This window comes from Flavobacterium movens, assembly GCF_039581425.1.
Lineage (GTDB): Bacteria > Bacteroidota > Bacteroidia > Flavobacteriales > Flavobacteriaceae > Flavobacterium > Flavobacterium luteolum.
Window position 1 is genome coordinate 80,614 of sequence record NZ_JBCPXY010000010.1, and the last position, 23,605, is coordinate 104,218.

The window sequence follows — 23,605 nt, forward strand, 5'->3', positions numbered from 1 at the left end:
GATTAATCGAAGGGGTTTGTCGATAAAAGTGGTTTTTAGATTTTAATTCTAACAGTTTTGCCCTGTAATTAAATTCAAAACCATGAACAGAATCATTCTCGTATCACTTTTATTTCTATTTCAAATTAACGTATTCGGACAACAATTTTCAGTAAAAGGAAAAATCATCAATCAGAATAAAACACCGCTGGAATTTGCAACGGCATCTTTATTAAAAGGAGACAAAACTTTATATCTACAAGCTTCAACTGATAGTTTAGGTAATTTTATTTTAAATCCTGAAAAAGGGAACTATAGATTAATTATAGAACAATTTGGAACCGAATTCATCAATAAAGAAATAATCGTAAATCAAGATCTTGATTTAGCAATAATCGAAGTGAAAGAATTGGTTCAATTAGAAGGCGTAACTATAAAATCAAGAAAAAAACTGGTAGAACAAAAAGTAGATCGATTGGTTTTTAATGTCGAAAATTCTGTTGTTGCAACTGGCGGAGCTGCTTTGGATGCGTTAAAATCTACTCCAACAGTACGAGTACAAAACGAAACCATTTCTATTGTTGGAAAAGGAGAAGTTTTGGTTATGATTGATGATCGTTTGAACAAAATGACGCAGGAAGATCTCGTTGCATTTCTTAGATCAATTCCTGCTGATAACATAAAAAGCATCGAAGTAATTACAACGCCTCCAGCAAAATATGAAGCAGAAGGAAACAGCGGTTTAATCAATATTAAACTAAAAACCGCTAAAGCGAATTCTTGGACTGCAAATCTTGGCTCTACTTATGTACAAAGAAGTTACGCAAGCGGAAACATAAACGGATTATTTATCTACAATTATAATAAATTGTCGCTTCAGGCTTCAATTAATAAAGGAACAGATCAATTTCGCACGACTTCAGATAATAGAATTTATTATCCAAATGAGCTTTGGAAACAAGATATTGCAACCAAATCAAAAACAGATTTATTGAGCATTGGGTTTGGTGCCGATTATAAACTGACCGAAAAATGGACTTCTGGAATAAAATATTTAGGGAGTTTTAATGACAGAAATGCAGCAAATAATCCGTTGACAACTCGTTACAATACTGCTGGAGAAATCAATTCTTATATATTATCTGATGTAAATGCACAGAACAAACCGCAAATGAATTCAGTAAACTGGAATAATGTTTTCAATTTAAATAATGAAGGTAAAAACATTACAGTTGATTTGGATTATTTCAATTATCAAAAAAATGATTGTAGAGGCTTTTCAGGTAATGAATTGGACAAACAAAAGGAGAATATTCCGAGAACTTATTTTGCAGCAATTAATTCTAACCTGAACCAATTGAAAAATTACTCGGCAAAAATTGACTTTTCGTTTCCTTATTCTTGGGCGAATATAAGCTTTGGAGGAAAAGGTTTTTATACCAACACCAAAAACAATCTAACCGTTTTTGATAACGAAACTGGAACTCCAATTCTGGATACCAATTATTCTAATATATTCACATACAAAGAATACGATGAAGCAATCTATTTTTCTGCAAACAAAAAATTAAGCGAAAAATGGGAAACACAAATTGGCTTAAGAGCCGAAGCTACACAAACAGAAGGCTATTCTGAAAATCTAAACCAAACCAATAAAAACAACTATATTAAATTGTTTCCAACGGCTTACGTGACTTACAATGCAAACGATAACAACTCGTATTCTTTAAATTACAGCCGAAGAATCCGCCGACCTGATTTTGATTACTTGAATCCGTTTGTTATTAGAACTAGTCCGTTTTACTATTCTCAGGGAAATCCGTTTTTAAAACCTTCCACTATAGATAATTTTGAGTTTTCTTATATCCGAAATCAAAAATGGGTAAATACAATTTATTTTTCTCAGGTTTCTAATTTCGGGCAAGAATTAGCAATTATTGATCCTGAAACGAATATTACCAAAAGTACGCCAATCAATTACGCTGATACTTACCAAATCGGTCTTTCAACATACTACAATTTCAATAAATATTCTTGGTGGAACAGCTTTATGGGATTCAATTTAAACTATCAAAATGTAAAATCGAGAACGAATCTAATTGCTTCTGTAGATGGTAACAATGGCTATATTTACAGCAATAATGATTTTACACTAAATAATTCAAAAACTTTATTTTTAGGACTGAACTATGGCTTACAATTGCCAGGACGCTATCAGGTTTTTAACATCTCGACTTTAAATATTTTAGATGTTTCAGTGAAATTTCTAGCTTTAAAAAAGAATCTTTCGATTACTTTAACGGGAGAAGATTTATTGAATGCACAAAAGCCTTTAATTACTTATTATTCAAATGGAATTAAGAATACAATGAAAAACTATGGTGATTCAAGAACTTTTAGAATTGCTTTGAGCTATAAATTCGGGAACCAAAGTGTGAAATCTAAGGATAGAAACTTTGGAAATGAAGAGGAAAGAAATCGTGCAAATTAGTTTTTTTACAATAAATTAAATTGAGGCAAAATGGATTTAAACATTACCGTTTCCAAATGTTTGAAGCTGTTTTATCTCTTTAAAAAACAATCAAATACATAAAAAAATCATTATTTATTTGTTTTTATGACCAATCGGTCATATATTTGCATCGTTAAATACAATCCATCATGACAAAAGGTGAAGAAACCAGACAGTTTATTATAGAAAAAGCCGCTCCTATTTTTAATACAAAAGGAATTGCAGCCACTTCTATGAGCGATATTATGGAGGCCACGAAATTGTCTAAAGGAAGTATGTATGTGCATTTTGAAAACAAAGATGTTTTGGCCTGCGCAGCTGTAGATCATAATATGAAAATATTAAGTTCTAAACTTGAAAATGCACTTAGAGAAGGTAAAAATGCCAAAGAACAGCTTTTTGCTTATATCGATTTTTTTAGTAACCCAATCAATCCACCAGTAATAGGCGGATGCCCTTTACTAAACTTTGGAACTGAAGCCGACGACACAAATCCAATTGTAAAAGAAAAAGTAAACGCTGCCATCAAACGCGGACAAGTGCTTTTAACTTCGATTATAGAAAAAGGAATTGCCAATAAAGAATTTGATTCTGATTGGAATGCATCAGAATTTGCCATTACACTTTTTGCCATGCTTGAAGGAGGACACCTAATGTCTCGAGTGTCTGGCAATAACGATAACATGAAAACAATAGAGAAAACGCTTAAAAAAATTATATCTGAAAAATTGATATAATTTTTTTTACCATAAAAATGACCGATTGGTCATAAATAAACTTTTAATTAATTATAAAAAACAAATACCATGTCAAAAACAATTTTAATTACAGGAGCTTCAAAAGGATTTGGAAGAGCTTGGACAGAAGCTTTTTTAGCTAAAGGATACAATGTAGCAGCAACAGCTAGAAATCTAGAAACGTTAAACGATTTAAAAGAAAAATACGGAAGCGCAATTTTACCTTTAAAATTAGACGTAAACAATCGTTTAGAATCTCTAGAAGTAGTTCAGAAAGCAAAACAGCATTTTGGAACCATTGATGTTTTGATCAACAATGCAGGTTATGCGCTTACAGGCGCGGTTGAAGAAGCAAACGAACAAGAAGCTAGAGAACAATTTGAAACCAATTTCTTCGGAACATTATGGTTAACACAAGCTGTTATTCCAATAATGAGAGAGCAAAAAAGCGGTCATATTATTCAAGTTTCTTCTATTTTAGGATTAGCAACTTTACCAACAGGAATGGGACTTTACAGCGCTTCTAAATTTGCTATTGAAGGTTTGAGCGAAACATTAGCTTCTGAAGTAAAACAATTTGGAATCAACGTTACTTTATTGGAACCAAACGGTTACGAGTCTAACATCTGGCATACTGGAATTACCAGCGAAAGTTTGCCATATTATGACGAAATCAAAAAAGCTTTGGCTGAAAGAGAAAACATTTTTGGTAAAGTCGAAGCGACCGCTCCAATAGTGGTAAAATTAGTAGAAAATGAAAACCCTCCTTTGCGACTATTATTAGGAAAAGTGGCATTTCCGTTTGTAAAACAAAGCTACGATCAAAGATTGGAAAGCTGGGAAAAATGGAATGATGTTTCAGTTGAAGCGCATGGTTAATTCAATATAAAAAAATCAAATAAAAAATGCTGCCCAAAATTGGCCGCATTTTTTTTGTTTAAAAACGAAGAGACTTAGCATCTTAGAACGTTAAAAACTCCACAAAATCTTTCTATATATCCTCCAGAAGTATGAAAAATAGCAACTGATCATTTTCCAGCGTGTCCTATTTTGATACAAAAAAGTCTTTTCTGTCTATGTTTTTAAGTTTTGTAAATATAGTTTTAGAAATAAAAAAAGACATAAACACTAAATGAAATACTATGGAAATAATGACTCATAATTACAGTCCAAAAATTTTTGTTCTAAATGAAATACGTGAGAAAGCTTTGGTTGATACTGAAAATGAAACTTTATTTATTGTTTATGATAACTTTTTATATAGTTTCAAAGCTGCAAACTTTGATTCGTGGTCAACAATTCCAGAATCTGTAGAGATTAATGGGAGAATCTATTATCCGCAGCTTGGCGATACCATTACCCGAAGTGATGGTGCAAAACACATTTTTACCACTAAAGAAATTGTGATAGCAATGGCAACAGAATATTTTGAAAAGTTTATCAGATAAAAAATTATAAACTGATTTTTTATTTTCAAGTGTATCCTATTTTGATACAAAAATGGCTTTTAGGTGCAAGTTTTTAGTTTTTGTAAATATATTTTTACAAATAAACCAACTAAAAATATTAAAAATGTCAAAATTCACAGAGCAGGTGCATATCACCGTAGAAGGCTTTACCCAAAATGTTATCTATTACAATCTTGAGCTTTCTCAAAAAATGGCAGACCACCACCATTTTTCTTTCTTTTGGCAATACACGGGAAAACCTATTATTGCACCACAAGATCAGGAGAAAGCTTTTAGCGATTACATTGGCAGCGAGGTAATTTTCACCTTCAAAGTAAACGGAATACGCTTAATGTCTAAAGGCAGAATTACAAAATTAGGTTCTATCGATCTGCACGGAAGCCCCGCTGGACTGCACGTAACAGGAACAAGTCATACCATTGCCCTTGATGATATGCCAAAATCCAGAATCTTTCGCGAGAAAAACCTCCAACAGATTGGGCTCGAAATTTTTGCAGAAGAGAGTTCGGGAGAATTCTATCAGAGAGAAGCCATTGTGCCTACCTATACAAAAGAATTCAGCTTTAAGACTCAGTACAACGAAACAAGCTTTGATTTCCTCAAACGCCTTTCTGCCCGCCATGCGCAATGGCTCTATTTTGACGGAATGCGTATGCAATTTGGTCAGATTAAAAACACCAATGTAAAACTTATAAACGAATCTTCACTGCATAATTTTAGCATCGAAGCAAACTTGGTTTCACATAAAACTTCGTTCAGCAGTTATGACTATAATAGCGCCTCTACCATAAAAAATGGTGCAGAAAAAACCTCTCAAGGAAGTCGAGACCGATTTGCGTCTCTAGCCGCTTTTAAACAGCCTTATATTGTAAGACCCGGGCTCGAAAACGGCGCATATACCAGCAATGCTCAGAATAAGGACGAGATTGATGAAATGGTAAAAATGCAGACTGCAGGACGCGATGCCAACAGCATATTCTACAGCGGCACCTCCTATCTGCCTATAGGTTTGGGACAGACTTTTTCTATTGAAAACAAAAACGTAGAACATCATTTACTGGCAATTGAAATTATTCATTGCTCTGAAGTAAACGGAAATTATACCTGCAAATTCAAAGCTATTCCCGCCGATGTGGCAGCGCCACACTACACAGACGTAAATGCATTTGCTCCCGCCGAAAGCCAGCCCGCAATAGTAATTGATAATAATGACCCCGAAAAAATGGGACGCATAAAAGTGGATTTCTTCTGGAAGGGCTGGGCAAGCAAAAGCGATTGGATGCGTGTGGTACAGCATTATGCAGGTCCAGGAAAAGGGCTTTATTTCAGACCTGAAATTGGCGAGGAAGTTCAGGTAAGTTTTGAAGGCAGCAATGCAGAACGCCCGTATGTTTCTGGCACCTATTATAACGGAAAAGAAATGCCCGATTTCTTTGATACAAAAAACCGAATTAAAGGCTGGAAACTCCCTTTTGGACAGCTTTTCAAGTTTATAGAAAAAGTAGGCATCTGGCTTTCTGATCCAAGCGGGAATGAAATTCATTTGAATGAGGAAACTAAAAGTACAACTATAACTGTACCTGAAACCCTAACACTTAACTGTAAAAACCTAATTATAAATGCTTCTGAGAGTGTTACGACGAATGCGGGAGCAAATATTACTGAAAATGCTACAGTAGATAAATCTACAACAATTGGAATGATGCATAATGTCAGTGTTGGAGGTAATAGTACGCTGAATGTAACAGGAGACTTTATGGAGCACATTGAAGGGAATTTTAAGTCTACAACAGAAAAAGATAGACATGATAATAGTAAACAAGGACTAAATCATTACACAGAAGGCGATTTGAATAAAAATGCCCAAAAAGAAATACAAAATAATAGTGGAGAACAAACCAGACAGAATTAATTATGAGCAGAATAAGAATTGTTAAAGGGACAACCACAATATACACAAAAGGAAATCACTATATGTATTCGCAGGGAAATATTACTTTTAATGCAGGTGGCTTTATTAATGAAACAGCAGAAAGTCATTCTTACGGAAACCCCATTGATGCTCCAACTTTTTTACTTGAAGATCAGATAGTTTATGTAAATGGTCATTTTTATAATAAAGACGGAACTTTTGAGGGAAAAATTAATGAACCTGATTTTGAAGGAAGTGTTGAAGATGTTTATGTTTGTGATGGAAAATCTACTCAGAAAAACAAAAATGGAGATGATTTTGTTACATATAATAACGCCAAAATTTTGAAAGAGAATGATGTGAATATCACTCATAAAAAGTTTATCAGCTCAAGCTCAACTATTTATGGAGAAAGTTCAGCTTATAGAAATAATATTGGTTTTATCACAGAATTATCAATGGAAATGTTTGCGATAGCAAGCGTTCATAAGATTAATAAGATTGCTTATGGCATAGATAGTGATCAAGCAAAATTGTTTAGAAAAACAGAAATTGAGAAAAGAAATAGTACCAAAATGCAGTTAGCTATTGGTGCTTTAATATATTCCCTTACGTCTGAAAATGATGCAAGTAACGGAGCTACTATGTGGGATGGAGCCGAACAAGCACAATTTCTAGAAAGTGATGATCGGTTTTCTACAGGTAAATTTGAAATCCATATGAACACTATGGGATGGACTATTTCAGATGAACATTACAAAAAATGGAAAGATGGTGTTGAAAAACTAGGAGGAACTTTTAATGTACCTCAAGAGAAATATTCACCAGGAATCAACCCTCAAAATAGATTTTCGACCTCTGAAACTATAGCACTTGAATCAACGGCTGTTTATTTAGGCACTATTTTTTGGAAAGAATTAAAATTAAGAAAAAAGAAGCCACGTGAAAAAAGTTAAGTTAGTTATTATTCTTGTCTCTTTATTAGCAACTTCGTGCAAAGTTTCTAATAGTGATTATCTGGTAATTCACTCTAATAACAAAGGAATGGAAATCTATCATTATTTTCATGCAAATAATGAAGAATATGCAAGAGTTTATGGTAATAGTAAAGAAAGTGACTCAATTGCATTTACAATCGATAACAATGATTTGTTAGTCAACCAATTCATATATAGTCTAGAGCAAAAAAAACGTATTGACGGAGGAAATATACGATATGTAAACTACACTACTTCAATTACAGATATTAAATATTCCCAAAATTCAGATGGATGCATGAATATAAAACCTATTATAAATTTAGATTTTTTAAAAAAAGACAAAGAAATTGAACAAATTATTAAAGAAAACTGTAAAGTTAAGAAGAATAACGAAGAAGAAGACTTCTTTAGTGATTGCGATTTCATCCTTCCTCAATTAAATAAAATTGATTATTTACCTGATAATTCTAAGGTTATTTCTGTTGGAATTATGAAAAATAAAAAAAAACAATTTCAAGAGATTAATTTAAGAGCCAACTATTTTAATAAAAAAATTAATTACAAAAGATACTATTATTATAAAAATAAAAATATTGAAAAAATAAAAACACTAGTTAGAGATAGTATTTCAACAGATACTATTATAGATTGCTATTCTAAAATTAATTTAGATTAAACCGTTTAATTATGTTAGTCTGAAAAAGAATAAAAAACACTATCTAAATGTACAAAATCTATAAAAATAAGATCAGTCGACAGCTCAATATGGTCTGACAATATTTTGGAAAGAAGTTAATATTTCAAAACCTAAAGAAGCTATCAAATGATAAAGAATATACTATTTTTAATAATATTTCAAATTAGTATTTGTTCGGCACAGGATAAAAATTGCTTTTGTAATAAAAATAAATTAATGAATGAAAGCAATATAAATTGTGATACAATCAAACTACAGAAGAATTATATTCTTTATTGGCAATTTAATTGCGATCGAATATGGCTAACCCTAGAGAAACCTCATAAATCTAAAATTGCAATTAATGAAGTAGATGTAAATCTATATCCCTATACATATCGATTAGGCTATCAATTAATTAAAGATTACTCAAATAAGTTATTATTTCGAAGTGGGTGTTCAGCAAACGGACCATGTAAATTTATAGTAATTAATAAAAAGGATGGGAGAAAAATAAAAGAATACTTTGACTAATAATTAAGATTATTCATCTAAAATATTTAAACATTAAAGAATTATGAGATTTACTTTTTATCTATTTTTTATCATTTTATTCTTAATTTCTTGTTCTAAGATTGTAGATAAAAGTATAAGTAATAGTCCAAAAGATACCATTAATGTACAAAAAAACAATTTATCAGAAAAAAAATGTTTGGATCAAATAACTGGGTACAAAGATAAATATGGAATTGTATTCTCAAATTATTATAAAGACCAACCTATTCCTTTTGATTTTGACAATAATAAAACAGTAGATACAATTGTTATTTTAAAACCTTATTATGAAAGCAATAAAGAGAATTGTTTTCCTGATAATTCAGAATTTGATTTTCCTATGCTTTTGATAAGCAAAACGATAAATAAAAAGAGTGAAATTTTTAAAATTTTTAAAAACGTTTTAAAATGCAATACCCCTATTTATTACGAAGAAATAAAAATTAATAGAAGTGGCTTTATTATATTTAAAGATCTTATAGGAAATAACGGTTCTTATACCAAAACATATGTTTCATTTAAGTCTAATGAATTTTATGTAGATAGCATAAATGTTGAGTCATAGGGTCAGAAACAATATAGAAAAACATTAAAATATGCTGACACAAGCTTTTCTCTTTCTAATTTCAAAAGAACAGATATTGACTCAATAAGAACATTATTAGATAAAAATAATCCATAAACAAACACATTTCAGTTTTAAAAATAGCTCAACAGATAAATTATGAGAATTACAACGTTTTTTTTCTGTCTTTTTCTTAATACGTTAATTGCGCAAAAGAATGCATCTTACTTTATTCAAAAGGAAATAAAATCATGTAGAATAGCAATTAATGATTCTTTAAGTGTTTATCAAATTCACGAGAATCTGTTTAACAATGAAATTGTTTTTTTTCTAAAAACTGAAAATGTAATTACCTCAGAATGCAATAAAGAGTCATTACCAAAAAAACTACTTGAAAAATTAAAATTTTCTCAAAATCCATTTGTCACGATAAATAATTATGATGTTAAAAATATTACTGTCAAAGATTTTATAAATCTCATTCCTATTAAGTTCGTCGCATTAAAGAGATTAAATTATACAAGTGTAATAATCGAAATAAATAATTTTTCATATTCGACAATAGGCAGTGGATATATCTATATATGCTTCAAAATTGATAAGAAAGGAAAAGTTATTGAGAAAAAAATACTTGAATCAAAACTGTCTTTAAAAACAAATAAGTATAAGAAAATTTTCTAAGTCACAATTTTGTAAACAAATATAAAAAATCTCGATAGCGCGAATTTGCAATCCGTGCCCTCAAAGATCGGTTTGGTTCTCTATTTTAAATACAAAACAAAAGCTGTATGATTCTTTGTAGCTTCTGTCTTGATAATTTGTGTTGTTTCTTATTGTTGCGGGCACGGATTGCAAATCCGCGCTATCGGGATCATTATTTTCGATAAGTGCCATATCTGTAGAAAAAAGAAATGATTTTATGTTTTCATTTTTCAGCAACAAACCTTGGCAGTTTTTACCAATAATCTCTGGTGTAGTGAGGGCTTTAGTTACGGTTTTATTTCTTCTGAATAACCGATCCCAAATTGAACTTTTCTTTTTATTTTCCCAGAATGAGCCTGAAATTGAACTAATCTGCATGGTCTTAATTTTTACATTTCGACCAAATTTAATACAGCAAAATCTAAAATTTCTTAAAATAAAAAGTGAAAATTCAGATTTTGTAATGAGTTAGGAAAAATTTGTAGTGAAATTAAACCTAGTAATTAATTCAATAAAAATCTCAGAAAAACTAGAATCCTATATTGTAAATTAAAGTATATTCGCTACAAACCAAAAAACTAACTAAATTTAAAAACCATTAAATTATGATTCGCAAAGCATTATTAATTCTCATTTCTATTTTTTTACTCCAAAGCTGTAATGTAGGTACATCTGGAACCTGGAAAAACGAAAGCATTGAAAAAGATAAAAAAGAAGAAATAAAACTTTTGAATGATAAACTATTTAAAGCAATAATGAGCAATGATGTGAAAGGTGTAAGAGCATTGCTTGTCGATAAACTAATCGAAAAAGATGGAGATAAAATCGACAAATTGATTAACGACCTAAGTACGACTTATAAATCTGAAAGTTATAGAGTTCTTGATGAATATAATGTTGAAAATTCGTCAACTAATATTAGCAACACTTTATTGTCTGGAGCGTCTAAAGACAATGATTATGTCATAAATTATTTGGCTTTAAATAAAGACATGTATACATCACTATTAATACCTAATGGGCATTCTAATGAAATATTATTTACCATAATTTATGGAAAATATGACGATGAATGGAAAATAAATATATTTAGAGTTGGCCAATATAGCTTGCTTAAACAAACAGCACCTGATTATTACAAATTAGCACAAGAAAGCTATAAAAAAGCATCTCTAATAGATGCCGTAAATTATAGTAGTTTAGCAAAACAGTGCTTGAGACCAGCAGATGAAAATTTTAAATATAAAAAAGAAAATGAAATAAATGATTTTCATAATAAGTTAATGAATGAAGTAAACTCGAAGTTCTCTTTACCATTAACTTTTGAAAATATTGAATCTAAGCCAAAGCTATGCAGCATTTATCCACAAGTAACAGCTGAAGGATATTTTCCAATGATTTGTTACTATTCAAATATTAACCTTAAAGACACCACGGCTTTAAAAATAGAAAATAATAAAGTTAAAACTGAAGTAAACAAATTATTCACTGGTCTTTACAAAGATAAAAAAGCTGTTTTATACAGAATATATAATGAAATGCCTGACGGAAAAAAAATAATTGACCACTATGGCATTGTTGATAAGATAAAAAATTAATTGTTGTAAATAAAAAAAAAGCGAAAGGTTAAACCTTTCGCTTCTTTTTATGATTTCAGAGATATTAAGCCTTATTCTTCTTAGTTTTAGTTTTTTTTCTCCCTTTCTTCCACCAAATTATAAATCCAGTTATAGGCAAAGAAGCTCCAATCAAACTGACCAAACTCCAGATTATTTTTCCTGTAAAACCAAAGAAAACTCCTGTATGCAGATCGTGATTACTAGCTTCATAAATATCAGCAGCGTTATTGTCTTTGTATAATTTCGTTCTGAGCATCTGCCCTGTTTTTCCATCAAAGAAAAGCGTATTTTGATTTCTCGCCCAATCATTTGGATACGTCATTCTTAATCGCAATTCTCCTGTTTTTCTAATTGAAAACGAAACCGAAGTTGCGCCTGGATATTTCGCATTTGCACTTTCGTAAATGTTATTATATCGAACTGGAATTGTAGTCGAATCAATTTTAGCGTTAGAAACCACTTCATCTCCTTTTCTGAGCTTGGTTCCCGTTACTAAACTAACTCCTTTTTTAACCGCATCATATTTAAAATACGTTCCAGAAAAGGCAATTAAAAGCAGAAAAATAGAAGCATAAAATCCTAAAACCTGATGCAGATCAAAATTGATTCTTTTAAACGAACCGTTCCATTTTATTTTTAAAGATTGCTTAAGCACGCGTCTTTGGTTTGGAAACCATAAAATTAATCCCGTTATCAGCATAATGATAAAAATTACCACTGCCCAACCTTGAACAAATTCACCAACTTCTCCTAACAACAAAGTACGATGTATTTCTAGTACCGTATTGAGCCAATCTGCTCCCTGCTGATTGATTAAAGTTCCATCGTACGGATTAAAATAATACGTTTTTTTCTTTTTTGTCGAAACTTCAACAGCAGCATTTGGTTCTTCCTTATTTATTTTTAAAGCTGTAATTTTCTGCTTTGGCTCCAGTTTTTCATAGTTTTCAATTATAGTTTTTAAACCTATAAATGGCTTTTCTTGACCGGGAACGTGCAGATATTCTTTGTTGGCAAAATCACGTATCTCTTCTTCAAAAACATAAAGAAAACCCGTAATGCTCACTATAAAAACAATGAGGCCCGATGCTAAACCGAGCCACAAATGTATTTGTCTAATTGTATTTTTAAAACCTTTGGTCATAATTTGCAATAAAATCCAAATGTAGAAATATCATTTTAAATGACGAATTGTATTCTTAGAATTTAAACGTAATATTTCCTGTAACTCTTGTTGGGTTTTGAGCTGCTAAACGATATGACCAATATTTCTCATTCGTAAGATTGTCAACTTTTAAGCCTAATCTGAATTTTGGTCTGTCATAAAACACAGAAGCATCCAAAACGGTATAAGAAGGAATACTGAACTTAAATGTTGAAGTATTCGTTTGATAGTACTCACTTCCATAAATTCCACCAAATCCAAATCCAAGACCAGAAGCCGCACCTTCAGTTAATCTGTAACTTGCCCAAAGATTGGCTGTTGTTGGTGAACCAGCAGTTGTAGGTCGCAAACCATTAATACTCGAGTTTGCTTTTGTGTATTCACTATCATTATAAGTATAACCAGCAACGATATTTAAACCTTTAATCGGATTTGCAATAAATTCTGCCTCAAAACCTTTACTCAATTGCGTTCCGTCTTGAATCTGGAAGTTTACATGATCTGGATCATCGCGAGTTACATTAGTAACTTTAATATCATAATAACTAAAAGTCGCACTAATTTTATTAAAGTCAAACTTAACACCACCTTCTAACTGATTCGCCTGATTTGGTTTGAAAGTATTTCCGTAGAAATCAGATCCACCCACATTATTGAATCCGTTCATATAATTTCCGAAAACGGATACTTTATCTTTAACCACTTGATAAACCGCTCCAAATCTAGGAGAAAATGCCGTCTGATTGTAATTTCCTGCAATAGAATCACGGCTTGGGTAATATACTCCTTTGTTAATATAACGATCGGCTCTAACACCTCCCATTACCAATAATCTATCGGTAACATTTAATACATCAGACACGTAAGCACTATAAGTTCTTTCGTTGTTTGACACCATGTTGGTATAAGTAGCATTTTGAAATAAAGGCTCAATTTTATTTAGAGTAAAATTGTTATAAGCATCACCAGGTTTTCTAAAATTAAGCGCTGGCATATTTACCGTTGCATCATTACGAGTTGCGCGAAGGCTGTAAAAATCTAATCCTGCTACTACTCTATTTCGCAATTTTCCGATTTTAAAATCTCCGTTAAAGTTCTGCTGAATATCGGTTCCGTAATAAGGATAATCCTGATTGGTAACTTGCTGTCTTAATGTTTCATTACTTAACATAGTCAAAGCCACAACATAGCCTTCAGATGAAGATCTCGTGCGCGAAACGATAGTTTGTGAAGTCCATTCATCAGAAATTTTATATTTTAATTGCGCAAAAATATTGTATTGCTGACCTGTGTAATTTACTGTATTATTAGCAAAAGAAAGATTGTACGGAATTCCTAATTCTTCAATGCTATGCGCCGTAGCATCTGCTTTTGTATACGGAGTCAATCGTGTTGGCGAAGTTCCTTTTGAAGCACTAAACTCAGCATCAATCAATAATGTCAATCTTTCGTTTACCTCATAAGAAAAACTTGGTGCAATAAAAAAGCTTTTGTTGAATCCAGCATCCTGAAAGCTTCTTTCGCTATGCAATGCCGTATTGATTCTGAAAAGAGCTGTTTTATCTTCATTAAGCGGTGTATTGATATCGGCCGTTAAACGATTCAAATCCCAGTCACCAGCTGAAAAAGAAACTTCCCCTTTAAAGAAATTAAAAGGCTTTTTGGTTACTCTGTTAAACAATCCTCCAAAAGAAGAAATCGTGCTTCCGAACAACGTTGCCGATGGTCCTTTAATGATCTCAATACGCTCTAAATTTGATGGGTCGATTGAGTTATACGTAAAACTTCCAACTCCGTTTCTTACTAACTGCGGTGTAGCAAATCCTCTCGAAATATTAGTTGTTCTTCCTTGGTTTCTCACTTCGGCAATACCAGCACCTGGAACGTTTTTAAAAGCGCTGTTATAGTCTGTTATAACTTGTTCTTTCATCAATTCCTTGCTTACAATAGTATAAACCTGCGGATTTTCCATATTTTTCAGTTTCATTTTAGAAACCTCTTCACTTTCTTTTCTAGCAAATCGATTTCCTCCAGAACTTACAATTACTTCTTCTAATTTTTGAGAAGTATAAGTCAGTTCAAAATCAAGTGTTACATCAATATTATTTTGATCCACAATAACTGAGGCTGGAGTCGATTCGTAACCGTTTAGTTTTATTTCAACCAAATAAGTTCCAAACGGAATATTTTTTAATTGATATGTACCATCAGAATCGGTAGTTGTCGTTTTATTTAATTCTGAAATTTTAACTGTTGCATCTTGTAAATAATTTCCGTCTTTAACGATTGCCTTACCAGAAATTGTACCCACAGTTGATTGAGAGAAGGCTTGTTCTGAACATAAAAAAATGATCAGAAAAGCAATAAACACTTGACATAAATATTTGTCCTTTAGTGTTTTAAAAATTGTTTTCATATAAAATTCGTAATTTATCCTTATTTAGACTGATTACAAATATAAAAACGAGAACTGAATTCTTAGCAAAAGATTAAAACTTTCTTAAAAAATAATTAAAATCAAAGATGGAGATTTCTCACGTCTCAAAAAGATTTACGATTATAGAAGATTACCTTCCCAATCAGTCTTCTTCGGAACAAATATTTTATGCCATTTTTCTACAAAGCCATTTATGTTTTGCATATCAGATTGTATCAATTTTGTAAGTTTACCGACTTCACTTTGGTAACCACTTTTAGTATAAAATTTTCCAAGTTTATGTTCTGGTAAAAAAAGCATGTAGAATAATGGCGGACCTTTATATTCATCACTTCTCAATCTCATTTTGGTCGAAATCTTATCTGGAGTTCCAAATTCTAATCCATCAAAATCTTTTAAAAGCAATAATGAGTTTAAAGTCGGACTAAGCTCATATATATTCAAATGAATTTGAATCCATTTTTCACCAGTAAGTATACTTATAGAAATTCTTTCCAAATAATTTTCTGATGATAATCTGCTGAAATCATAAGTATATCCGCGACTGCTTCGATCATATTGACCATGCCATGAAGTTTTAAATGGAGAAAGTTCAAAACCATTTTTTAATAAAGAAGGAATTCCCACTTCTTTGAAAATTTCATTTCTAACTTTTAGAAGTTCCTTGTCTTCAACTTTGTAAAATAATTTCATTTAAATTTTAAATAGTTTTTGAAAGTTAAATTTTATTAGCAAACTGTTATAGTACTATTATGATTCACTTTAAATTCATTACAAATAGTTTTTATAAGATTGTAAGAAAAAAAACTTTTTTAATCCCGTTTTAACCTCTATAAATTCTATTTTCATAAAAAAGACTACTGCTTCAACAAATATAAATTAAAATTTTAGACCTCGTAAAGTGAACAGATTGTTATGATTTTTAGAATTGGGTTGCAGAAACCGTTATTCTTTTTTATTTTTATGAAATCGTGTGAAACTCTAATCGCTCGATTTAATTTTTAAAAGTAAGAGAAAAACTAAAATGAGCAACGACAAAAAACTAAAAGCTGTCGCTTTCGGAGAAGTACTTTGGGATATTTTTGGTAATGAGAAAAAAATTGGTGGAGCGCCTTTAAATGTAGCACTTCGCATGAAAGCCTTAGGAGTCGATTCTAATATGATTAGCTGTGTAGGAAACGACGCAGACGGAGATGCAATTATAACCGAAGTCAAAAAATTAGGATTGAATACCGATACTATTCTAAAATCGGATCATTTTCCAACTGGATTGGTAAATGTCACGTTGGACGAAAGCAAATCGGCTACTTATGAAATTCTTTACCCTTCTGCTTGGGATAAAATTACCTTAAACGAAGAAGCAAGAGAACTAGTTGTAAACTCTGATGTTTTAATCTACGGAAGCTTAGTTTGTCGAGATGAAGTTTCTAGAAATGCTCTAGAAGAATTGCTCAACACGCACACCTACAAAGTTTTTGATGTCAATCTAAGAAAACCGCATTACGATTACGAAATTCTACAGCATTTAATGCAGTCAGCTAATTTTATCAAATTTAATGATGAGGAAATAACTGAAATCAGTGCCGCTTTAGATTCGCCTTATACGACTATAGAAGAGAATATGAATTTTATCTGTTCGCTAACAAATGCTACTGCAATTTGTGTCACAAGAGGAAAAGATGGTGCTTTATTATTATGGGATAAACATCTATACGAAAATGAAGGTTATACTGTGAAAGTTGAAGATACTGTTGGTGCTGGCGATTCTTTTTTAGGAGCTTTAGTCACTTCGCTTTTAAACGGAAAACAACCACAAGAAGCTTTAAATTTTGCTTGCGCAACAGGAGCTTTGGTAGCTGGATCGACAGGCGGAAATCCTGATATTCGTATAACTGATATCGAAAATCTGATTAATAAAAATTAATATTCTTTTTAGATAGAATATCAAACCCGACAGGTTTTTAAAACCTGTCGGGTTTTGTTATAAAATATAGAAAGTTAGTGTTTGAATTGCCTCCTGCTTTAGCTGGAGGCAATTGAAAAAATTGCTTTTATACAAAACCTTCTCCTTTTTATACTTAAATCATTCCTTTTTGCTTTCAAACATGGGAAATATGTAAATTTAAAATGGAATTATTTCTTCCTAATCAATATGGGCGCAGTAACTTGTGATTTCAAATAATTTAAGGAAGAATGATGAAAAAATTACGAATTTCTCTTATCAATATTCACGGACTTTTAAAAGGTTCTGGTTTAGAAATCGGACGAGATGCAGACAACGGAGGCCAGACCAAATATATTTACGAATTAGCCGAATTTTTATCGCAGCATGAAGATGTAGAACATGTTCATCTTTTTACAAGATTAATCGATGATCCTGCTCTTTCGCCTGAATATGCTGTGCCTGTTGAGATTATAAATGACAAACTAGACATTAGAAGAATTCCGTTTTTAGGAAAAAAATACAAAGCAAAAGAACAGCTTTGGGAAGGGCTTGATCTTTTTGTAAATGGTGCAATGCAACATATTAAACAATATAATATTTTCCCAGATTGGATTCATTCCCACTACGCCGATGCGGGTTACGCCGCCGCCGAATTATCAGCTGTTTTAAATATTCCTTTTGCTCACACCGGACATTCATTAGGGTTTTATAAAAAGAAAAAATTAATCGAAGGCGGAGAAACAGAAGAAGAACTCGAAAAAAAATTCAAATTCAGCACCAGAATTGCGGCAGAAGAAAGAACACTAGAACTCGCTGAATTTATTGTTACTTCTACCGAACAGGAAATTGAAACCTACAAAGCCTACAAAAACTTCGAGCTAGGAAAATACCACGCCATCTCTCCCGGAATTGATACCCGAAAATTTGTTCCTTATTACTATCAGGAAAATGATTCTGAGAAAAACATGGAAGAAATACAACGAAAATATTGGGTTCAGGAAAGCATTTCGAAATTTCTAACCAATCCGCACAAGCCAATTATTCTGGCACTTTCGAGGCCTGACCGACATAAAAACTTGAACACTTTAATTGAAGTTTACGGAAAAGACAAAGAACTTCAAAGCATTGCCAATCTGGTCATTTTTGCGGGTATTCGAAAAGACATTGCCAAAATGCCCGAATCTGAAAAGAACGTCTTAACCGATTTGCTTCTTTTGATGGACAAATACGATTTGTATGGAAAAATGGCCATTCCGAAAAAACATGATGTCGAAAATGAAGTATCAATTATTTATCGTTATGCCGCAGAAAAAAGAGGCGTTTTTGTGAATTTAGCTTTACATGAAAACTTCGGATTAACTGTTATCGAATCGGCTAGTTCTGGACTTCCTGTTGTGGTAACTAAAAACGGAGGACCTTCAGAAATTATTCCAGTCTGTCAAAACGGAGAATTAGTCAATCCGCAAGATGAAAGTCAGATTAAAAAAGCGCTTCGTAATATTTTAACCGATGAAAATAAATGGAAATATTATTCGAATAATGGAGCCATCAATATCCAGAAATACTACAGCTGGCTGAGTCACGTCAATCAATATGTAGATCTTGTAAAAGAAAACCTTTCCCTTTCTTCGGGAGCTGGAATTAAAAAACAGCATTATCCAAATATCAACATCGAGAGATTAAAAAGAAAAATCGATCATTTATTAGTTTCTGACATTGACGGAACTTTAATTGAACCAAAACTGGCAAATCCAGGTTTAAAAGAACTAAAAGCGCACCTTGTTAATCGTACCGATAAAATGGCTTTTGCTATGGCCTCTGGGCGAAATTTAGCTTTAGTGAAAAAAGTCATCGACGAAGAAGAATTTCCCCTACCCGATTTCATCATCTGTTCTGTCGGAACCGAAATTTATTACACCAACGGAAAAGATTATATTTTGGATAAAGGTTGGGCAAAATTTCTTTCTGGAAGATGGAAAAGAGAAGAAATTGTCAATAAACTAAAAGCAATTAAATGGATTAAACTTCAGGAAGAAGAAGCCCAGAATCCGTATAAAATCTCTTATTACTATGACAAAGAAAACTACAATCATGATGAATTAATTGCAGTTTTAGGAACAGGCTGGTATAAAGTTAATATTATTCCGAGTCACGGACAATTTTTAGACTTTATTCCGAAAAGAGCATCAAAAGGAAATGCCATTAAGTTTTTATGCCGAAAATGGTCTATTCCGCTCAGTAATGTAATTGCCGCTGGAGATTCAGGAAATGATGTCGATATGTTTAGAGGTCCTGTTAAAGGAATTATTGTTGGTAACCGAAGCGCAGAACTGGCAGATTACGAAACAACAAAAAGTATTTATGTTGCAAAAACTTCGGCTTCAGAAGGAATTTTGGAAGGTTTAAAACACTATAAAGTCATAAAATAATTCATTCGTTGAGCATAAAAAATAAGCCCCAAATTGAACAAATTTTCACGAATTTTTAATTATGCAAAAATCTAAGACATATCACAACTACAACTTTGTCAAAGTTTTAAACTTTGGCAAAGTTCTTCAAATTAGAATTCGTGAAAATTCGTGGCATTCGTGGCAAAAAAAATATACTAACAGTTTAAAATAAGTAATAAAATGTATTCAGGTTCGGGATTTAGCAACTGGGAAATTGGAGATGTTGATGTGTTTATAGATGAAAAAGGAATTCATCATTTATTTCATTTAATCATTCCCAATCACGATTATATCGCTCATGCCGTTTCTAAAGACGGTCTTTCGTGGAAACGAGTAAAAAATGCCTTATTTGTTGGCGATCCAGGAGAATGGGACGATGATATGTTATGGACAATGCACATCAGCAAAAAATCGGATAGCGAAGGTTATGAAATGTATTACACAGGACTTAAACGTCAGGATAAAGGAATCGAGCAAAAAGTAGGACGTGCAATTTCTACCGATTTACTTACATGGAAAAAGGAAAATTTATACGGACTTCCGTTTAAAAGTGAAGCACCACATTATGAAGGAAAGAATAATAATCCGCGACAATGGATTAGCTTTCGTGACCCGTTCAAATACCAATACAAAGGAGAAGATTATTTGTTAATCTGTGCCCGAAGCGCCTCTGGACCAACATACCGAAGAGGCTGTATTGGTGTGGCAAAAAGAGAAAAAGAAGGTTATGTGCTGCAGAAACCGCTTCATATTCCGTATGTTTATGATGATGTCGAATGTCCGTGCGTTTTCGAGATAAAGGGAACACATTATCTTTTGGGATCAATTAGGGAAGATATTAAAGTTCGTTATTGGTCTTCGCCTGAGTTTAGAGGAGAATATTCGGCATTTCATAATAATGTTCTGATGCCGCAAGGAAACTATGCTGCTAGAGTAGTCAAAGATGGCAAACATTTCTTGGTTTATAATTTCTATTTTGCCGACGGAAATGTCAATACACATCGTGTGATTCCGCCACCAAAAGAACTCGATGTTGATAAAAACGGACGTCTTTTATTGAAAAGTTATTATTATTGGGAAAAATTATATCAGAAAACCATATTTCAAAAAGACCTTCCTCATCCCCTACCAATTCTAGGAAATCCAACTGCCGATTTTGTTTTGGAAAATGAAAACAAATGGCGATTTGGATGCCGAAGCGGTTATGAAATTTACGGTCTCGAAAAACCATCAAACGATTTTGTCTGGGAAGGAACATTGTCTGTTGAAGGAATGGGAAAAACGGGCTTCGTAATTGAATGTGATAAGGAAGGAACAGGATATTATATTTCGATTGATTTTATAAATGGTTTCGTTCAATTTAGAGCTTGGGGATTTAATGAAAAAGACGTAAAGAATAATTTTATCTTCGAAAACATTCAAACCAATCAGTTTGAAATTAGTGAAGAAAAACAGATTTCTTTTAAAATTATCCGTTACGGAAATTATTATGAACTTTCGATAAATGACATTGTAAAACTGACTTTATTGGATTTTAAATACAACGAAGGGAAAATTGGCATTTATGTCTGTTCGGCTGTAATTTCGATTAGTGATTCTAAAATTCACGTTATTCCAGAGCCAGAGAATGAATATGCTGCATCAGATCCTGAAAAATATGATAATGAATTACAGCCAAATTCTTTAATTTAATGAGCCTTCCCAAAAGATAAACTATAGAGCTCGTTTAAGCATTTTTGTCATTTCGACGAAGGAGACTCGAGCGATAGCGAATTGGCGAAGCAAATCTCCACAAGTAGCTCGACAAAGATTGCCAACAATAGGAACGGAGTTTCTTGCGAAGATTTCTCCTTCGTCGAAATGACAATTATTGTGGTTATAAATGTCAAACTTTGTCAAAGTTTTGAACTTTGACAAAGTTGTCTTAACAGTCTTCTAAAAAAATATAAATAACAGGATAACCCAGCTGTTTTTCTTTTGAGAGATAAAACTTATATTGGCATTTCAAAACTGATAATTTAATAAGATGCCACAAAGTCCCTCTCCTGAAGAAGTAAAAAGAATTTTCGAAAATTATTTTACTGCCGATATGACTATCTGGAAAGGATTCTCGGAGAAAATTAAAGTCCGTGAATTTGAGAAATCAGAAATCATAAAAGATTATCATGGTGTCGAGAAATACCTTAACATCATCATTAAAGGATCGGCAGGATTATTTGTTTGGGACGGCAAAAGAGATATTTGCATTAATTTATTGTATGAAAATAGTTTTATAAGCGATTATATGTCTTTTCTAAATCAGCAGCCATCTGTTATTAAATCTGAAGCTTTGGAAGATTTAACTTTATGGTCCATTTCTCATTCAGATTTAAATGAATTGTATCAAAGATCTGAAACAGGTTTACGAATTGGAAAAGCCATTTCTGAAATGCTCTACGTACGCAAACAGCAAGAACAGATTAATCTTTTGACACTTTCTCCACAAGAGCGGTACTTAAAGCTCATAGAAGGAAGACCAGAAATTTTTCAGAGAACGCCTTTAAAAATCATCGCTTCTTATCTCGGTTTAACAGCAGAAAGTTTAAGCCGAATTCGAAAAAGAGTTATGGAAAAATGATTTCTTACCCAAAGTCAATTTTATTTTCATTTATGCGTCATAAGTTTGCTTCACTAAACCAAACAAATTTAAACCATGAAAAATAAAATCAACTTTGGAGCTATTATAGTTTTTTATGTAATCGCAGTAATCTGCAGATATGCAGCTGTAAAAACCAATTTATTATCCGGAATCGAAAATCCGTATTTAGTGATTCTGCTACGCGGAGTTGGACCAGCTTTAGGCGCTCTGGCTGCCATAAAAATATTCTCTTTGCATAACCCGATGTCCTTAAAAGGAATATACAAAAACGCAATAATTCCTTTTGCTGTATATTGGATACTTCCAGCAGTTTTAATCGCTGGTGTATATTACGTTACAATTGGCAAATTCCCAATTTTATTAATGTTTACTGTTTTAGTTTACGGACTTTTGGAAGAAATCGGATGGCGAGGCTTTTTGCAAGAACAACTAAAATCACTTCCTAAGTTTACTTCTATTGTAATTATTGCCGTTCTTTGGTTTGCTTGGCATTTAAATTTAGAAACGACGCCAAACAATATGATTTTCCTTGGAATTATTTTCTTTGGAACATGGGGAATCGGAAAAGTATATTCTTCTACAGGTTCTTTACTAGCGGTTGCAGGAGTACATTCATTAAACAATTTCTTCCGTGATGGCTTGCATGAGAGAGAACTTATTTTAATTGCGGTTTTACTAGTAATATGGATTGGTTTTATTATTCTTTATAACAGAAAATACAAGACAGTAGCAAATCCAGCTTAAACTTTTAACACTAAACTTTGTCAAAGTTTTGAACTTTGACAAAGTTGACTTCTAGTTTCCTTTAATTTAATCGTTCAGTAGTTTCCATTCTCAAACAATACTCACTTCCTAAATAAAGCGGATTTCCATGTTTTTCTGACCAGAATCCGTCTAGAACATCTTTTGTGATGCATCTGTAAACCGCAACTCCTTTATAGGTTTTATTGTCATCTCCTTTATAACTAAAATTGATCACTAAAATATTATCCTTAAAAAAACCCGTTCCTTTTTGCTTAGAACTATTGATAATCCAGTCTGCTTTTATTCGGTTGTTTTTATCCAAAGTTAGAGTCAAAACACCTTTGTATGTAATTTCATTACTTTCATCCTGATTACTTCCTGAAATAGAAAAAGTTCCAACTAAATCCTGTATCGTCATTTATAAATGCTGCTATTTTTTGGCAAAAGTAAAGATTATCTTTTAAATGATTTTTCTTCTGGATTTTCTCTGCCCAAACATTTTTACTCTTTTAAGACAAAG

Annotated in this window: 20 protein-coding genes; 15 read left to right on the top strand and 5 right to left on the bottom strand. The window is 32.2% G+C overall.

Going from position 1 to position 23,605, the window contains the following annotated elements; translation table 11 throughout:
• Positions 1 to 82: 82 nt before the first annotated feature.
• The 9 genes from AAYQ05_RS17350 to AAYQ05_RS17390 all read left to right on the top strand — a co-directional run bounded on the left by AAYQ05_RS17350 (position 83) and on the right by AAYQ05_RS17390 (position 10,066).
• Positions 83 to 2,470 carry a TonB-dependent receptor domain-containing protein gene (locus tag AAYQ05_RS17350; RefSeq protein ID WP_343544646.1) on the top strand — a complete coding sequence of 796 codons (2,388 nt, stop codon included), beginning with the start codon at positions 83 to 85 and terminating at the stop codon, positions 2,468 to 2,470.
• Between the two features lie 170 nt (positions 2,471 to 2,640).
• On the top strand, positions 2,641 to 3,228 hold the full coding sequence (locus AAYQ05_RS17355; RefSeq protein ID WP_343544647.1) for a TetR/AcrR family transcriptional regulator: 588 nt from the start codon (positions 2,641 to 2,643) through the stop codon (positions 3,226 to 3,228).
• 69 nt (positions 3,229 to 3,297) lie between these two features.
• Complete coding sequence (locus tag AAYQ05_RS17360) at positions 3,298 to 4,107, top strand: SDR family NAD(P)-dependent oxidoreductase (protein ID WP_343544648.1); 810 nt, start codon at positions 3,298 to 3,300, stop codon at positions 4,105 to 4,107.
• Between the two features lie 263 nt (positions 4,108 to 4,370).
• Complete coding sequence (locus AAYQ05_RS17365; protein WP_343544649.1) at positions 4,371 to 4,676, top strand: hypothetical protein; 306 nt, start codon at positions 4,371 to 4,373, stop codon at positions 4,674 to 4,676.
• Positions 4,677 to 4,800: 124 nt separating this feature from the next.
• On the top strand, positions 4,801 to 6,609 hold the full coding sequence (locus AAYQ05_RS17370; RefSeq protein ID WP_343544650.1) for a type VI secretion system Vgr family protein: 1,809 nt from the start codon (positions 4,801 to 4,803) through the stop codon (positions 6,607 to 6,609).
• 2 nt (positions 6,610 to 6,611) lie between these two features.
• Positions 6,612 to 7,565: a hypothetical protein gene (locus AAYQ05_RS17375; RefSeq protein WP_343544651.1), complete on the top strand. Its 954-nt coding sequence runs from the start codon at positions 6,612 to 6,614 to the stop codon at positions 7,563 to 7,565.
• The gene (locus AAYQ05_RS17380) at positions 7,552 to 8,265 is read left to right on the top strand and encodes a hypothetical protein (protein ID WP_343544652.1); all 714 of its coding nucleotides are present in this window, start codon (positions 7,552 to 7,554) and stop codon (positions 8,263 to 8,265) included. Before AAYQ05_RS17375 ends, AAYQ05_RS17380 begins: the two co-directional genes overlap by 14 nt.
• A gap of 577 nt (positions 8,266 to 8,842) precedes the next feature.
• A complete protein-coding gene (locus tag AAYQ05_RS17385) occupies positions 8,843 to 9,385 on the top strand; it encodes a hypothetical protein (protein ID WP_343544653.1) in 543 nt (180 codons plus the stop codon).
• Positions 9,386 to 9,544: 159 nt separating this feature from the next.
• Entirely contained in the window at positions 9,545 to 10,066 is a 522-nt protein-coding gene (locus AAYQ05_RS17390; RefSeq protein WP_343544654.1) for a hypothetical protein, read from the top strand.
• 60 nt (positions 10,067 to 10,126) lie between these two features.
• Here the strand turns inward: AAYQ05_RS17390 and AAYQ05_RS17395 are convergent, their stop codons facing one another.
• Complete coding sequence (locus AAYQ05_RS17395) at positions 10,127 to 10,465, bottom strand: hypothetical protein (protein ID WP_343544655.1); 339 nt, start codon at positions 10,463 to 10,465, stop codon at positions 10,127 to 10,129.
• 227 nt (positions 10,466 to 10,692) lie between these two features.
• Between AAYQ05_RS17395 and AAYQ05_RS17400 the strand changes: the two genes are divergently transcribed.
• Entirely contained in the window at positions 10,693 to 11,685 is a 993-nt protein-coding gene (locus AAYQ05_RS17400; RefSeq protein ID WP_343544656.1) for a hypothetical protein, read from the top strand.
• A gap of 64 nt (positions 11,686 to 11,749) precedes the next feature.
• On the opposite strand, the gene AAYQ05_RS17405 is transcribed toward AAYQ05_RS17400, so the two are convergent.
• The 3 genes from AAYQ05_RS17405 to AAYQ05_RS17415 form a co-directional block, all read right to left on the bottom strand.
• Positions 11,750 to 12,850 carry a PepSY-associated TM helix domain-containing protein gene (locus AAYQ05_RS17405; RefSeq protein WP_343544657.1) on the bottom strand — a complete coding sequence of 367 codons (1,101 nt, stop codon included), beginning with the start codon at positions 12,848 to 12,850 and terminating at the stop codon, positions 11,750 to 11,752.
• Positions 12,851 to 12,905: 55 nt separating this feature from the next.
• Entirely contained in the window at positions 12,906 to 15,287 is a 2,382-nt protein-coding gene (locus AAYQ05_RS17410) for a TonB-dependent siderophore receptor (protein WP_343544658.1), read from the bottom strand.
• A 141-nt stretch (positions 15,288 to 15,428) separates the two neighbouring features.
• Positions 15,429 to 16,001, bottom strand: coding sequence for a hypothetical protein (locus AAYQ05_RS17415; protein ID WP_343544659.1), 573 nt, complete (start codon positions 15,999 to 16,001; stop codon positions 15,429 to 15,431).
• Between the two features lie 331 nt (positions 16,002 to 16,332).
• Here AAYQ05_RS17415 and AAYQ05_RS17420 point away from each other — a divergent pair, with 331 nt between their 5' ends.
• The 5 genes from AAYQ05_RS17420 (at position 16,333) to AAYQ05_RS17440 (ending at position 23,085) form a co-directional block, all read left to right on the top strand.
• Positions 16,333 to 17,232 (top strand): carbohydrate kinase family protein, encoded by a 900-nt coding sequence (locus tag AAYQ05_RS17420; protein WP_343544660.1) that lies wholly within the window; start codon positions 16,333 to 16,335, stop codon positions 17,230 to 17,232.
• 269 nt (positions 17,233 to 17,501) lie between these two features.
• Entirely contained in the window at positions 17,502 to 19,682 is a 2,181-nt protein-coding gene (locus tag AAYQ05_RS17425) for an HAD-IIB family hydrolase (protein ID WP_343544661.1), read from the top strand.
• 201 nt (positions 19,683 to 19,883) lie between these two features.
• The gene (locus AAYQ05_RS17430; RefSeq protein WP_343544662.1) at positions 19,884 to 21,395 is read left to right on the top strand and encodes a glycoside hydrolase family protein; all 1,512 of its coding nucleotides are present in this window, start codon (positions 19,884 to 19,886) and stop codon (positions 21,393 to 21,395) included.
• Between the two features lie 334 nt (positions 21,396 to 21,729).
• Complete coding sequence (locus AAYQ05_RS17435) at positions 21,730 to 22,320, top strand: Crp/Fnr family transcriptional regulator (RefSeq protein ID WP_343544663.1); 591 nt, start codon at positions 21,730 to 21,732, stop codon at positions 22,318 to 22,320.
• A gap of 75 nt (positions 22,321 to 22,395) precedes the next feature.
• Entirely contained in the window at positions 22,396 to 23,085 is a 690-nt protein-coding gene (locus AAYQ05_RS17440) for a CPBP family intramembrane glutamic endopeptidase (RefSeq protein WP_343544664.1), read from the top strand.
• A gap of 61 nt (positions 23,086 to 23,146) precedes the next feature.
• Here AAYQ05_RS17440 and AAYQ05_RS17445 read toward each other — a convergent pair whose 3' ends face one another.
• Complete coding sequence (locus tag AAYQ05_RS17445; protein WP_343544665.1) at positions 23,147 to 23,503, bottom strand: hypothetical protein; 357 nt, start codon at positions 23,501 to 23,503, stop codon at positions 23,147 to 23,149.
• Positions 23,504 to 23,605: the final 102 nt, after the last annotated feature.